Genomic DNA, 15,210 nt, shown 5'->3' on the forward strand with positions numbered 1-15,210 from the left:
TGGAGGAGTTCAAGAGTTGGTTTAGTTTTCTTGTGGTAAAAACTTGAACCAAGATTAGGCTTCACTCCAACGGCAATCAAAAAAATGTGACGAAAAGGGCAGTTTTAGGGATGGAATTGATTTCGGATATGTGATGTCGGATTTCGGATTTTGCCACAAAGGCGATAATTCCTAAAGCAAACTTCAAAACTCTTCGAAAGCTCGTAAATCGTACTTCTTAAATCGTACTTAAAAAGGATAAGCTTCCAACTCAATTCCCCAAATCACTGGAAGAATAAAATAAACCATTAGGGTAATCAGAATAATTGAGGTGACATTTAGCCAGAATCCTGATTTTACCATATCCTTGATTTGAAGAAATCCGGATGCGAAAACAACTGCATTTGGCGGAGTACCCACCGGGAGCATAAAAGCGCAGCTTGCGGCGATCGTGGCACCAACCATGATTCCCAGAGGGTTAAGATCAAATTTCAAAGCAACTGAGGCCAATATCGGCAGAATCATAGCAGCTGTCGCAACATTGGAAGTCACCTCCGAAAGAAATACCACGGAAGCTACGATGATCAGTAAAAGCAGGAAAAAGTTAAGTCCTTCTATCATAGAAAATCCGGATCCAATCCAATCCGCAAGTCCGGTAACTTTAAATCCCTCTGCTAAAGCCAATCCTCCACCAAACAAAATCAATACTCCCCAAGGGATCCGCTCCGCTGTTTTCCAATCCAAAATCCGTTCTCCGGGAGTGGAAGAGGGGAGCACAAATACCAAAACCACTCCAATCAAAACAATAATGGTATCATCAATTCCCGGAATTAATTGGTCCAAAACAAACCCACGAATTATCCACGCCAGACAAACCAACCCAAACACAATCAAGACTATTTTTTCTTCAAAAGTGATTTTTCCAAGAGACTTTAGTTGATTCCTGATGATGCTTTTCCCGTCGGGAATACTAAAATTTTTTGGCAGTTTGTTTCCAAAATTGACCAGATAAAACCAGCAAATTAGGATCAGGCCAATTACCAGTGGCACACCAAACATCATCCATTGGATGAACCCAAGTTTATAATCATATAACTCCTCAATGACTCCGGCAAAAACCAAGTTAGTCGGAGTACCGATGATTGTTCCCAAACCGCCAATGGAGGCACTGTATGCAATTCCCAGCATGATATTTTTGCCGAAACTTTCAGAAACCAGTTCATTGGAGTTAGCCAATTGAGTTTTTACCTGATTTACTACCGCCAGGCCAATCGGTAACATCATCAAGGCTGTGGCGGAATTGGAGATCCACATAGAAATAAATCCGGTGGCCACGATGAATCCCAAGACAATCATTCTGAGATCCGTGCCGATAAGATGGATAATACTGAGTGCGATTCTACGGTGAAGGCCCCATTTTTCGATAGCTGTTGCTAAAAGGAAACCGCCCATGTATAGCATGACCGTGGGGTGCATGTAATTGGAAGAAACATCTTCGATTTGGAGAATGCTTAGAAGAGGCATAAAGACCAAAGGAAGAAAGGCAGTGACGGCGATAGGCAAAGCTTCAGAGATCCACCAGATTGCCATCCAAGCAGTAAGAGCCAGCATGGCTTGGGCCTGAGGATTCAATCCTGGAGAATCAATAAAAAAAAGAATGAATAGAAATGATACAGGGCCAAAGTAAAGTCCCAATCGGGGAAGCCAATTATTCATCTAAAGGCTGGATAGTGGTTGAGCGGATAGGTTTTGAATGGGGAAGATAAAAAAAGAAAATGGAAGAGGTTAAAAAATCTATTTAACATAATGTAAATTATATAACATAATAATTAAAAAAGCAAAGAGATCAACTCATTCGGCAACATGAAGGATTTCTCCCCAAGCTGGACACAAAGCCAAGATTTCCTCATAGAGCATGTAGCAATTTCCCTACTGTTGGAGACAAACATCGCCTTATCAAGAAGCGTACTTCCTTCCTCTATTCTGCTTTCGTAATCCCTTACAAAGTCATTCGCAACGGCTTATTGATTTTTAAGTTGAAAATTCAAATAATCATAATTCATTTCTCCTTTTTCCAGGGTAGTCAGTCGGATTACCTGAGGGCCCTTTTTCAACTCTATTGTTCCCAGGTCATCCAGGTAATTCCAGTGGTGCCATTGCCTCCAATCGATTGGATCCTCCGCATCATAGGTCGAGGGAACGGAAAGATCTACGAATGCATCATTAGCTTCTGTACTAATCCTGACTTTGCCATCGTACCGGGAAGTAAACATTAAGCCCACCTGATATTTTCCTGTTTCGGAAACGTTTATGGTATAATTGATCCATTCTCCTGGTTCAGTCCAACCTACATATAACTGATTTACTCCCTGAGCCACCAGATTATACTTCGAATTGTCAATGCTATCACGATGCTTACTATAGGAAATATCTACGCCTTCTTCGATTCGAAATCTGCTGAAATAATCGCTTCCTTTATTCAATCCACCACTTCCTCTATTGGTAGAATCAACGTCATGATAGCTTTTTCCCTCACCACCCAGATCATACAATTCCAACTGAATTTTACCAGGAATCCTTTGGTCTACCGGAGTTCCATCTTCTTTTAAAAAGGCAGCAGATTCCAGCTTTCCATTACAAGCAAAAAATAGACTGAAAATGATTAGGTAAAAGAATTTGAAAAGCAGTCGGAAGCAGGAAAGTGCATGTATGCTGCTATTTTGGAATGAATTTAATCTAAAATTTGCTTTCATAGTATTGAAACAAATGGCCTTTCAGTACTCTTTAAATTCCCCTTTATTAAAATTTACCAAATCTTTATCCTTTCCTCTTCCGCTTTGTAATTCTTGTCACCAGGCTGCACATTGAAGGCAGTGTAAAAAGGATCGAAATTCATCAGCGGACCGTTGACTCGCCAAATGGCTGGGGAATGCGAATTGGTAGTCACATAGTTGCGCATAAATTCATCCCGGGTTTTAACTCTCCAGATTCTTGCAACCGAAAGACAAAAGCGCTGATCCGGCGTATAGCCGTCGATTTTGGTGGTGTCCTGTCCCTGTTCGGTAAGCTTAAAAGCTTCGTAAGCAATATACAGTGCGCCATTGTCGGCGGTATTTTCGCCTATTGTCATCGCACCTTTTACAGGCACACTGTCCAGGACGGTGAACGTATCGTATCGCTCGGTCAGTTGCTGAGTTTTGGCCTTGAACTTGGCGTAGTCTTCTTCTGTCCACCAGTTTTTGACATTGCCGTCTTTGTCGTATTGTGCTCCCTGATCGTCAAATGCATGCGTCAGTTCGTGACCGATGACCATCCCAATCCCTCCGTAATTGATGGCATCATCGGCATAGAGATCGAAATACGGGTATTGCAATATGCCGGCAGGAAAGACGATTTCATTCAGCGAAGGATTGTAATAGGCGGTAACCGTCGAAGGTGTCGTCCCCCACTCGTCCTTGTTTGGCGCTTTGTTGAGTTTTGCTGCTTGGTACTGATAGTCGTTTTCCATCAGTGCCACGACATTTTCAAAGTACTTCTCCCGGTCAATTGTCACCGCATCATAGGTTCTCCAGACATCAGGATACCCAACCTTTTTGGTGATGGCATAAAGCTTTTCGATCGCTTTGGTTTTGGTGCTGTCGCTCATCCAGTCCAGTTGCTTGATGCGGGTTTCAAAAGCTTTCTGAAAGTTGTCTACCAAGTCCGAAATCCGTTTTTTAGCGGCTTCGTTGAAATAACCCTTCACATACAACTGACCCAAAGCAAATCCCAATTGACGATCCACTTTGTTGACCATTAGTTGGGCACGAGTTAGCTGTTTGGATTGGCCAAGCAGAACTTTTTCATATTCAAAACTGGCAGCTTCAAAAGGCTCACTCAGCACACTCGCATAAGTAACCAAAGAGTTGGCCTTCAGATAAGTTTTCCAATCTGATAAACTGACAGAATTTAACAAAGAATTGAGTTTGCCATAGTATGCAGGCTGGCGAACATCCACGGAATCGGCCTTCAGATTCAATTGATTCAGCAACTTACTCCAGTCTATAGTGGACATTTTTGAATCCAATTCAGAAACAGCCATTTTGTTGTAATTCTCCTTGACCACTCTCCTTTCGATCCGGGTTTTATGGGATTCAGCCAACGATTTTTCAATCGCATACACCGCTTCCGCATTCTTTTGGGCATCTGCCTGACTTGTTCCGGTGAGTTCAAATAGTGTTGCGATATAGGTTTTGTATGCGGTTTGAATTCCGATGGTGGCGGAGTCAGTTTTAAAATAATAATCCCGATCCGGCAAACCCAAACCGGCTTGGCTAAAATGCAGGATGTTGATGCTGCTGTTTTCCTGGTCCGGAGAGACGTTCATTCCAATGATGGAATTATTACCCTGGCTGATCTGAGTCGTAACAAAATTCATCAAGCTTGAGATATCCTGAATCCCGTCGATTTCATTGAGGAGTGGCTGGATTGGTTCGTATCCACGCGCATTGATCACTTCGGTAGCCATTCCGGATGCATAGAAGTCTCCTACTTTTTGCTCATTGCTGCCAATTGGATGAGTTTGGGCGGAGACTTCTTCCAGGATATTTTCCAAAAGCTGGCGCTGTGGGATATTCAAAAAAGAATAGGACCCCACCCCCACCTGATCGTCAGCAATTCTGGCAGTGTCGTACCATCTGCCATTGACGTGCATAAAGAAATTGTCGCCAGGTTTAATGCTTTGGTCAATTCCAGCTACTTCAACAAATTCACGGACAGGTTGATCTTCTGAGGTTTCCGATTTGCCACAAGAAGCCAAAGCAAAAATAATCAGGGGGAAACAAAGGTAATTTCTCATTTGATTGGGGGTTTGCTTGAAGTTGACTAAAAATAATCAAGCTGCAAGAAGTGTTTATATGATATTTTGAACCAGTCTTTTAGGTGGATAATAGGTGATTTAAAAGGCGGGTGAAAATCATCGCTAGTTCGATCTCAAGTTTTCCAATGATGGGAATTTCCTTTGAATTCCTGCCCCACCCCTATATTACGGTCTAGGATTCCTAAACCAGATAATCGATTTCCATAAAAATTTCCACATTTGGAATCCAAATTTCCTGTACGAACCGGATATGATCCGGATGATTGGTATAGAAATCATAGGATTTCTGATCTTCAAATTCCATCGAGATTCCAAAGTTGTATGGGTTCTTGGAGCTGATTTGTTTCATTACTTCGAATTTCATGACTCCAGGAACGGATTTAAGTTTCACCGCTTCATCCAAAAATTCCCTTTCCTCCGGTGAACCTGAGGAATGAATGAGTTTGAATACTACTGAGTGCCGAATCATATTTTTTCCTTTATAAATGTTTGGAATAAGTGATTTCAAAAATGAAAAGTTTTGGGCACAACACCTTATCTCCTTCGTTTCTCTCATAGGTAATGAATTCCAGCCACTTGAAAAACTCTTGGGCGATCCTTCCAAGTGAATTTGTATTTTCAACTTCAACCACCAACTTATCCTTATGAAGAAATACTATTCAATTCTAGCCCTGGCTTTGTTCGCCGGAGGGCTTTTTAAGCCGGATCAAAAGCTTTTGGCGCAGAGCCAAAAGCCCGTCGTCGATCCTTCTTATTATGAAAGTTATACATGGAGAAATATTGGTCCCAACCGTGGCGGACGCTCTCTTGGGAGTGCCGGAAGTCCGGGAAGACCAAATGAATACTATTTTGGAGCCACCGGCGGAGGTCTCTGGAAAACCGTGGACGGTGGAAATGAATGGTTTCCTGTAACCGACGGTCAAATCAGTTCCTCCAGTATCGGAGCAGTTGCCGTAGCGGAAACCAATCCCGATATCGTCTATATCGGCGGCGGCGAGACTCAGCTGAGAGGAAGCATTACCCAAGGCGACGGCGTATATAAAACCACTGATGGAGGAAAGACTTGGAGGCATTTGGGATTGAAAGAAACCCAGGCTATCTCCAGAATCCGAGTCCATCCTACCAATCCGAATATCGTGTACGTGGCAGCTTTGGGACACCCCTATGGCGAAAATGAAGAACGTGGCGTCTTCCGCTCCAAAGACGGAGGAAACACCTGGGAAAAAGTACTTTTCGTAAGTGATAAAGCCGGTGCAGCTGATCTGATCATCGACCGAACCAATCCAAATATTCTTTATGCTTCGACCTGGCAAGTGTACCGAAAATCTTGGAAAATGTGGGGCGGTGGCCCGGATAGCAAGCTTTTCAAATCTTTGGATGGCGGAGATACCTGGATTGATCTGACCGAAAATCCGGGAATGCCGGAAGGCCCGATTGGAAAGATTGGGGTAACGGTCTCCCCTGCCGATCCCAACAGAATCTGGGCAATTGTTGAGGCAAATGAAGGCGGCGTTTTCAGATCGGACGACGGCGGATGGACTTGGGAAAAAGTGAATGAGGAGCGCAAGCTTCGGCAGCGGGCTTTCTATTACTCACGGGTCTACGCTGATCCGCTGGATAAAGAAACTGTCTATTGCTTGAACGTTGATTTTTTTAAGTCAACAGATGGCGGAAAAACTTTTGACATAGAAATCAAAGTGCCGCATGGCGATAACCACGATTTGTGGATAGACCCAAATGATCCCATGAGAATGATCAGTTCCAATGATGGTGGCGGAGTCGTGAGTATCAATGGCGGAAAGACTTGGACCGAAGAAGACTATCCGACGACACAACTGTATCACGTGATGACTACAAGTGATGTTCCGTACCATGTCGCCGGAGCTCAGCAGGATAATACGACGATTGCAATGCCTAGTGATGGATGGCAACATAAGCTCGGTGAAGGTCCCGGTCATGGCTGGCACTATGAAGTTGGCGGCGGAGAAAGCGGTTGGATCACTCAAAGCCCTGTTGATCCGGATGTGTTTTATTCCGGAAGTCAGGGAGCTTTGTTGACCCGATACAATCGAAGAACCGGTCAAATCCGGGATATTCAGGTGTACCCGAGATTTTTCTCCGGAGAACCAGCCTCTGCGCTTCCGGAAAGATGGCAATGGACATTCCCGATCATGTTTTCCCCATTGGATCCATCGATCATGTACACCACTTCTCAGCATGTATGGAAAACTTCCAACGATGGCCAAACCTGGGAAAAAATCAGTCCTGATCTGACAGTTGCAGACCCGGAGACTTTGGGAATAACAGGTGGTGAAATCACCAAAGACATGAATGGACCGGAGATTTACGGGACTGTTTTTGCTTTGGCACCATCCGGTCACGATGTAAATACAATCTGGGCTGGCTCCGATGATGGGAAAGTTTCTATTACCAGAAATGGCGGAAAAAGCTGGGCTGATATTACTCCGAAAGACTTGCCTCAGTACTCCAGAATCGAAATCCTGGACGAAGGAAAATTCAAACCCGGAACAGTTTATTTGGCAGCAAATCGCTATCAGGTGGATGATCGTCAACCGTATGTGTTCAAGACGACAGATTATGGTAAAACCTGGACTAAAATAGTAAATGGCATCGCAGACGGGCATTTTGCCAGAGCGATAAGAGAAGATTTGGTAAAGCCGGGATTACTCTACTTGGCGACTGAGCATGGAGTTTATGTTTCCTTTAATGATGGTGAAGCTTGGCAGTCATTGCAGTTGAATTTGCCGGATACGCCGATCAGGGATTTGGTATTGAAAAATGACGATGTCGTGTTGGGATCCCATGGTAGAGGTTTCTGGATCTTGGATGATATCCGACCATTGCGTGAAGCAATGGATGTGAATTCAAAAAAGGAAGTGGCTTTGTTCAAACCTGCAAATCCGATTCGGGGAATTTATAATGCAGCGATTCAATACTATTTGCCAAATGAGGCGGATAGCGTAACTATTGAAATAAAAGACGCTCAAGGAAATCTGATCACTACTTATACTGGCAAAAAAGGGAAAACTGATAAGAGTACTCCTGCTACTAATCAGGGCTTGAACACTTTTACCTGGGACATGCGATATCCTGGAGCTACCGTTTTTGACGGAATGATCATCTGGAGTGCCAGACCACAGCGAGGTCCTTTGGCTCCACTTGGAGAATATCAAGTGAGTCTCAAAACTGGAGGTGTCGAAAAAAGCACGTCTTTCGAACTTGAGATGGATCCGAATCTGGAAGGGATAACGGCAGAAGATTTGCAAAAGCAATTTGATCTGGCCCTTCAAATCCGGAATAAGGTTTCTGAAGCCAACGAGGCAGTAATTCTTATTCGAAAAGTACGTGAGCAGGCGAAGCAATTTGAAAACGCTCAGGACCCGAAGATCAGTGTTGAACTTGCTGCTATGCTGGAAAAAATGAAACTGATAGAGGAAGATTTGTACCAGGTTCAGAATCAAAGCCCTCAGGATCCTTTGAACTTCCCAATCAAGCTGAACAATCGCTTGGCTTCTTTGCAACGAAGTGTGGAAAACGGTCAGGCAAAACCAACAGATGCTGCTTATGTGGTATTTGAAGAATTGTCGCAGGAACTAGCCGGTCATTTGTCAAAGCTTGATCAAATCATAAATGGGGATTTGAAAAGCCTGAATGGGCAATTACCCCAAAAGATTTCGATTGAAAAAAAGTAAGAACCGTCCGATTTCAGACTTAAAAAGAGGTTTTCCCGGAAAGGAAAACCTCTTTTTTTAATTTCTGATTCTACTAACTAAAAGCTAAACTACTGCTTAATAGCCTGCTCTTTCTTATATAATTCAGTCTGTTGCTTTAGCAAGTAATGATGGATAGCTTCCACATCTTCCTCGCTAAGTGAATTACTAAAGTTGGCCATTCCGTTTGGTGATAGGATTCCTTTCAATAGAATATCATTAAAAACCGTATGCTTTGCCAAAGTCAATTTTGCAAGGTCAGGGTGCTGGGAAGCATGAAGATCACCAAACTCTCCATGACAGGTCGTGCAATAGAATTTGTAAAGCGAAGCTCCTTTGGGGATGAGTTCCTCCTTGATTTCCATCACAGGCGGTTCCGGAGTTTCAATCCTCTTTTGCTTTGGAGGCAGTGGAGTTTCTCCTCCACCTAGTTTAAAGGCGATGATCCTGCCTTTATTTTCATATTGAAAGAAAGCCGCATCTGGTAAATAGCCATAGGTTTCTGCCCCGCCATAGCCTGCCATCACTGCTACGTATTGCTCTCCATCGATGCTATACGTGGTTGCAGCAGCCATAATTCCCGTGCCTGTGAATATGGATTTCAATTTCTCGCCCGTTTTGGCATCATGCACATTGAAGTATCCGGTGCGTGTTCCCTGAAATACCAAGTCAGGTGTTGCCATCACTCCACCATCAGGTCCCCCATCTGGGAATTTCCAAACTACTTTTTGTGCCACCGGATCATAAGCCAATAAACTTTCGGATCGAATGGTATCTTCTGCTGACTTTACCTGGTCCAGTACATGCTCGCGGAACTTGTACATGTTGGCATAATCAAGATTGGTGTTGTCCACATCAGGCAGCCAGGTGTAGGTTTCAAAACTTTTAAACACCTGTGGCACGGCTCGCTCAGGGATATACACCAATCCTGTGGTTGGATTGAAGGCCATCGGTTGCCACACATGCCCGCCACCGAGATACGGAATTACGAGTCTGGGTTTGTCTTTGTACCATTGTCCATTTTCTGTCAATACCGGTCGCCCGGTTTCCATATCAATATGACTGGCCCAATTGACTTTGGTATATTTTTCTGCTGAGATGAGTTCACCCGTTGCTCTGTCCATCACATAAAAAAATCCATTCTTAGGCGCCATCATTAAAACCTTTCTGGGCTTGTTTTCGATGTCAACATCCGCTAAAACAATATTTTGCGTGGCAGTGTAATCCCAAATCTCAGCCGGTGTGGTTTGATAGTGCCACACTAATTTTCCATTGTCAGGATTGATCGCGAGAATGGAAGAGAGAAATAAATTGTCACCACCGGCAGGGCTACGAAACCAAATCGGATAAGGCGTTGAGTTTCCGGTTCCTACATACAATAAGTTCAATTCAGGATCGTAAGCCGATTCGCCCCAAGCTGTTCCGCCCATGCCGGATTCCCAATGGGAATTGGGATCCCAAGTTTTAGCGGCCATTTCCATTTCCTCACTTTCATGGCCTTTGGCCGGGTCACCGGGAACAATCCAGAAGCGCCACTTCTCCTCTCCCGTTTTTAAATCGTAGGCTGTGATATATCCCCGCACGCCATATTCGCCACCGGAATTTCCAATCATCACAATGCTTCCGGCCACTTGGGGCGGACTCGTGATCGTATAGGCTTTGCTGCGATCGGTAAACGTATCTTTACTCCAGAGCACCGAACCATTTTCGCCATCAAGGCAAACCAAATAGCCATCGAGGGTTCCTACATAAACTTTTCCCTCCCACACAGCTAAGCCACGGTTCACAACATCGCAACAAGCTCTCCGTCCGTAGGAAGCGTCCACTTCTGGCTTGTATATCCACAATTGCTTTCCTGTTTTTGCATCAATCGCGTAGACAGCTCCCCATGCGCCGGACGTGTACATGATTCCATCTACCACTATTGGAGTTGCTTCCAAACCTCTGGGCACATTGCCAATAATTGTGCTGGCATCATATTCCCAAGAGTAGCCCAGTTCGTCCACATTCTCCTTGTTGATTTGATTGAGTGGAGAATAATGCTGCATCATGTGATCCCCTCCCAGCGTCAACCAGTCTTTTGCTTCGCGGTTAGCTAATCGCTCATAATCAATCCAGCCGACAGGCTTTTTTTCTTCACAGCTGATGATGGAAATGAAAAGTACACCAGCATAAAATTTCTTAAGCATAAAATTTGATTTTAAAGGTTGGGGCTTTAATGCGGGATAAAATGTTCAAAACAATATAAACATAACTAACCAAAAGGCGTGAATCCGTCCTCCCCTTTCCTAGTTGGGCTTTTGGTTCAATTTAATGGTTTTGAATTGACTGTCAGGTACGGATTTTATGCCCATAAGAAGAGTAAAAAGAAATTACCAGATAACAGGGCAAAATCATGAAATAGGCACCTTGTGTTGAATAGTTCTCTGCAAAATAGCCATACAATAAGGGTAAGATGGCCCCACCGCCGATTGCCATAATTAACAAGGAAGATCCTGTTTTTGTAAATCTGCCTAATCCGTCAATTGCCAATGGCCAAATGGAAGGCCAGATTAAAGAATTGGCCAAGCCCAACATTGAGATAAACACGACCGACACCATTCCGGAAGTCATCAGCGCCAAACCTACAAAGAGAATTCCAGCCAGTGCAGATAACTTCAAGGCTGTGTCCTGTTTGATAAAACGCGGAATGCAGACAATGCCTATCACATATCCTATCAGCATATTCAGAATAGTGAAACTCGCAAAAAAGGATGCCTTTGAAGCAGCCACACCTTGTGAAGTAGCGTATCCATAAACAGTATCCACGGCAATGACCTCTACTCCTACATACAGGAACAAAGTAAGTACACCAAGCAACAAATGCGGAAACTGGAAAATGCTTTTCTTATTGACATTGGCTATTCCGGTGGCCTCATCTTCTTCGTCTGTATCAACTTCCGGAAGTGCAGAATAATAAATAACTACAGACAGAATCATTAAAACAGCCATCATCAAGATGTAAGGAATGATTACCCGGCTAGACAGCAAGTCAAGTTCCGCGATTTTGGCCGCAGAAGAAAGGGAGTCTATTTTTTGCTGGATTGAATCGGCATCGCTTAGGATGATAGCACCTAAAATCAACGGAGCAAGCACCCCTGCCACACCATTACAAATACCCATTATACTGATTCTTTTAGCAGCACTTTCTGGTGGGCCTAATTTCGTGATGTAGGGATTTGAAGCTGATTGAAGAATGGTGAGACCAGCGCCCTGGATAAATAGGCCTGTAAGAAACAAGGGATACAAACGTGTGAGCGCTGCCGGCACAAATAGAATTGCCCCGATTCCCATGATCAGAAGTCCCAAGGACATTCCTTTTTTTGAACCTGTTATTCGTAATACCCAAGCTGAAGGAATGGCCATGAAGGTATAGGAAATATAAAATGCAAAGGCTACCAGGTAAGAATCGAAGGTAGAAAGCTGACAAACAATTTTGAAATAGGGTATTAATACAGAACCCAGCCAGGTAACAAAGCCAAAAACGAAAAAAAGCGCACCGATAATTAATATGTTATAATTCAAGTTGCCGATTTTATTACTCTGCATAATTCATTGGTATATAGTATTTTACTTTATTTCTTCCCCATTTCTATTTACCTGCCAGATCAGCTGTGTTCAATCGAAATGATGTTGGCTTTTTCCAGACTCATTTGATTAAGCTCCTAGATCGTCTAGCGTGATTGCTCGATTAGAGCGGCTTCACGATAGGTTTGTATTTGCCTAGGATTTCATTGTTAATCGCATCCCCTTCATCCAGATTGCTCGAGGAAAAGACCTCAGGCAGATGGCCTATTTCAATCATTTGTTCCACTGCAGATATTACCACAGCATGCAAAAGCATCGCGCCAATTGAGGTAGACGTTGCCGCAATACTTCGGTTGATTTCAGGAATTGGTATGGAAGCATCACCGAGGCAGCCTTGGTTGTCAATGACCACATCGGCCAGCTCATACAACTTCTTTCCGGAAATGTGGCGAGACGGCTGGGCTTTGGAATGGGTCAGATTGGTCAAGGCAATTACTTTCATGCCTTTTTTATGGGCTGCATGGACCATTTCAATGTTCACAGCATTCCGCCCGGAATTGGAAGCGATGATCAGGCAATCCTTGTCCGTACATTCAAACCTATCCAGGATAAGTTCAGCATATCCGCCAAGTCTTTCCATTTCGGTGCTTTTGATGGCGCCATTGTGAAGCATAAGGGCATCTTCGAGGATGGGATAAATTCTGGCCAAACCACCTGCCCGATAAAATAATTCTTCGGCCATCATATGCGAATGCCCTGTGCCAAAGGTGTAAACAAATCCCTTGTTCATCACTGTGTCTGCCACTATGGTACCGGCTTGATCCACCTGATCCATTTGTGTATCCAGCGCATTTTGAATCAGCTTCTGAATGTTAGCTATGTATTGGAATGTTTTTCTCATCCTGATTTTCAATTTTATAGTTCAATAAATTATCTATGACTGTTTGGATAACCGGAATTCCTGCCTCGCCAAATGCTGCGATAAGCGCACCAATCTCGGGGTCCAATACGGGAGGCTGAAGTGTAATGCCTTCAGCCTGTAAGTGCGTTTTGAGCTGTGACAGGATTATTTCATTTCGATTTAGCACACTCCCAAAATAGCCAAGGTTTTTCGTGGCACATCGGTCTGCAATAGTTCGGGCCAGTTTAAAAAGCCAAACAGCTTCTTGTTCAAGTATGTCAATCGCAACCGCATCCCCTACTCTAGCGGCTTGCTCCACCTCGGTAGCAAATGCGGCAATGGCACTTTTTTCGATCGGTGGATAGTATATTTTATTTATTATCTCAGGGATTTCTTTCAGGTTAAAAAAGCTCAGTAACCTGTTTGTCAATTGTGTGGGCTTTGACATGCCATCATACGTGTGTAAGGCGGCTTTCATCCCCTCAAGCGCAATGTGATAGCCGCTGCCCTCATCCCCTAATACCTGACCCCAGCCACCGGCCGTATGGTAATTTCCATTGGCATCGATGCCGCAGGCCATGGAGCCTGTACCGGCGATCAGCATCGCTCCCGGTTTGCCAAGTGTATGGCCAAGCAAGGCGATATACACATCAGAATGAAAATGTACAATCGAAGCTCCAAATGCACCTGCAGTAAGATCCTGAATAATTTCTTGGCTCACCTTATGGCTTAAAGCTGAATTGCCTGTAAAGATTGTTTCAGGAAGGCATCCAAAATAAGCGGTCAGGGCTGAGGCAATTCCTTGAAAGTTCTCTCTCACGGTCTCAATTCCTGCCCCATAGTGATTGATGGTACCTGTGAGATACGAATAAACAATTTCTCCCTCACGGTTGCACACCACCACTTTGGTGGTGGTGCCGCCACCATCTATGCCGCAAAGCAAATCTGATGAGCTGTATTTGAGCCTGGCTTTTTCCATTTTCCTATCGATCAGAAATCAAACCTGCTTATAGTTTGATAAATATCTTTCGCCTAAAGAGGATCAATGCCGGGATAAAATTGATGCCGACAAAAAGCAAAGCATACAGCATACTGGCAATTTTAGGCGCTAGGCCAATTGAAGTAAGTGCATTAAAGAAATGCATGTTAAGGGATTCGCCTCCCAAGGAAATGTTATAAAATAGGATAGCGAACACATCTGCCAAAACGTACACGGTGATGGCATTCATACCATAGATTACCCCAAACTGAGCCCACTTTTGATGCTTGTTCATGTCAATTACATAGATGCAGGAGGCTAGGGTTAAACTTGCCATGCCTGAAGTAAACAGGACAAATGAAGGCGTCCAGAGGTTTTCATTTAAACCAAAGCTCCAGTTCCATAGAATTCCAAGCACAAAGGAGACAAATCCCCAGAAGAAAAGCTGGTTCACTTTGGTTTCAATAGGGCTCTTGGTAAGCAAAAGCCTTCCTACCAGCATGCCGCTAATACCGGTAACAAAAGAAGGGAATGTGCTAAGAATGCCTTCCGGATCCCAGGTCCCCTGCCACATTTTTCCGGGAAGCAATTGCTGATCAACCCATGCAGCAAGATTAACACCGGGTTCAAGCATGGCTTGGTCATATCCAGGCGTTGGAATAAGCATCATGGCCAGCCAATACAGTACCAAGGTAACCGCGCCAATAACGGCCTGCATTCTCCAACTTGTATGCAAAAACAGCAGGCCGCAAACGAGAAATACAATGGAAATGCGGTGCAAGGTGCCCGTCCAGCGTAATTCTTCCCAACTGAAATCGCCGATAATCCCCAATAAATTGAGGAACATGCCCACAGCAAATATTTTGACGGCTCGGATAAACAGTTTGCTATACATTTCCTGTGGCTTACTGCCCGCTTCCAATCTCCTGGTATAAGCCAAGGCTATGGAAACACCCACGGTGAAAAGGAAAAATGGAGCAATAAGATCTGTAAATGTGATTCCCCACCATTTGCTATGCTGCAAAGGAGCAAAAACGTGATCCCTTTTTCCGGGAAAGTTTACCAGAATCATTGCGGCAATGGTAAAGCCTCTGAAGGCATCAAGAGATACCAGTCTTTTAATCTCCATTTTTTGTATACTTAACTTTAAGGGGAAAATGCAGGATGTATTGTTTTATTACTTTGTTGATTAAAG

At 43.9% G+C, this 15,210-nt stretch carries 10 protein-coding genes; 1 reads left to right on the forward strand and 9 read right to left on the reverse strand.

Going from position 1 to position 15,210, the window contains the following annotated elements; genetic code table 11:
- Window positions 1-228: 228 nt before the first annotated feature.
- The 4 genes from B0E43_RS12445 to B0E43_RS12460 form a co-directional block, all read right to left on the reverse strand.
- Window positions 229-1,695, reverse strand: coding sequence for a DASS family sodium-coupled anion symporter (locus B0E43_RS12445; protein ID WP_077350170.1), 1,467 nt, complete (start codon window positions 1,693-1,695; stop codon window positions 229-231).
- Window positions 1,696-2,000: 305 nt separating this feature from the next.
- On the reverse strand, window positions 2,001-2,732 hold the full coding sequence (locus B0E43_RS12450; protein WP_077350172.1) for a carbohydrate-binding protein: 732 nt from the start codon (window positions 2,730-2,732) through the stop codon (window positions 2,001-2,003).
- A gap of 53 nt (window positions 2,733-2,785) precedes the next feature.
- Complete coding sequence (locus tag B0E43_RS12455; RefSeq protein WP_077350174.1) at window positions 2,786-4,816, reverse strand: M13 family metallopeptidase; 2,031 nt, start codon at window positions 4,814-4,816, stop codon at window positions 2,786-2,788.
- Window positions 4,817-5,018: 202 nt separating this feature from the next.
- A complete protein-coding gene (locus B0E43_RS12460) occupies window positions 5,019-5,306 on the reverse strand; it encodes a Dabb family protein (protein ID WP_077350495.1) in 288 nt (95 codons plus the stop codon).
- Between the two features lie 175 nt (window positions 5,307-5,481).
- On the opposite strand from B0E43_RS12460, the gene B0E43_RS12465 reads away from it, so the two are divergent.
- Window positions 5,482-8,550: a FlgD immunoglobulin-like domain containing protein gene (locus B0E43_RS12465; RefSeq protein WP_077350176.1), complete on the forward strand. Its 3,069-nt coding sequence runs from the start codon at window positions 5,482-5,484 to the stop codon at window positions 8,548-8,550.
- A gap of 89 nt (window positions 8,551-8,639) precedes the next feature.
- On the opposite strand, the gene B0E43_RS12470 is transcribed toward B0E43_RS12465, so the two are convergent.
- The 5 genes from B0E43_RS12470 to B0E43_RS12490 all read right to left on the reverse strand — a co-directional run bounded on the left by B0E43_RS12470 (window position 8,640) and on the right by B0E43_RS12490 (window position 15,144).
- Window positions 8,640-10,757, reverse strand: a complete 2,118-nt coding sequence (locus B0E43_RS12470; protein ID WP_077350177.1) for a PQQ-dependent dehydrogenase, methanol/ethanol family — start codon at window positions 10,755-10,757, stop codon at window positions 8,640-8,642.
- Window positions 10,758-10,899: 142 nt separating this feature from the next.
- Entirely contained in the window at window positions 10,900-12,156 is a 1,257-nt protein-coding gene (locus tag B0E43_RS12475; RefSeq protein WP_077350179.1) for a sugar MFS transporter, read from the reverse strand.
- Window positions 12,157-12,298: 142 nt separating this feature from the next.
- The gene (locus B0E43_RS12480) at window positions 12,299-13,036 is read right to left on the reverse strand and encodes a sugar isomerase domain-containing protein (protein ID WP_077350181.1); all 738 of its coding nucleotides are present in this window, start codon (window positions 13,034-13,036) and stop codon (window positions 12,299-12,301) included.
- Window positions 13,008-14,015, reverse strand: a complete 1,008-nt coding sequence (locus tag B0E43_RS12485) for an N-acetylglucosamine kinase (protein ID WP_077350183.1) — start codon at window positions 14,013-14,015, stop codon at window positions 13,008-13,010. Before B0E43_RS12485 ends, B0E43_RS12480 begins: the two co-directional genes overlap by 29 nt.
- 28 nt (window positions 14,016-14,043) lie before the next feature.
- Entirely contained in the window at window positions 14,044-15,144 is a 1,101-nt protein-coding gene (locus B0E43_RS12490; RefSeq protein ID WP_077350185.1) for an acyltransferase family protein, read from the reverse strand.
- Between the last annotated feature and the right edge of the window lie 66 nt (window positions 15,145-15,210).

Source organism: Algoriphagus sp. A40 (genome assembly GCF_002002735.1).
In the GTDB taxonomy this organism is placed as follows: Bacteria; Bacteroidota; Bacteroidia; order Cytophagales; family Cyclobacteriaceae; genus Algoriphagus.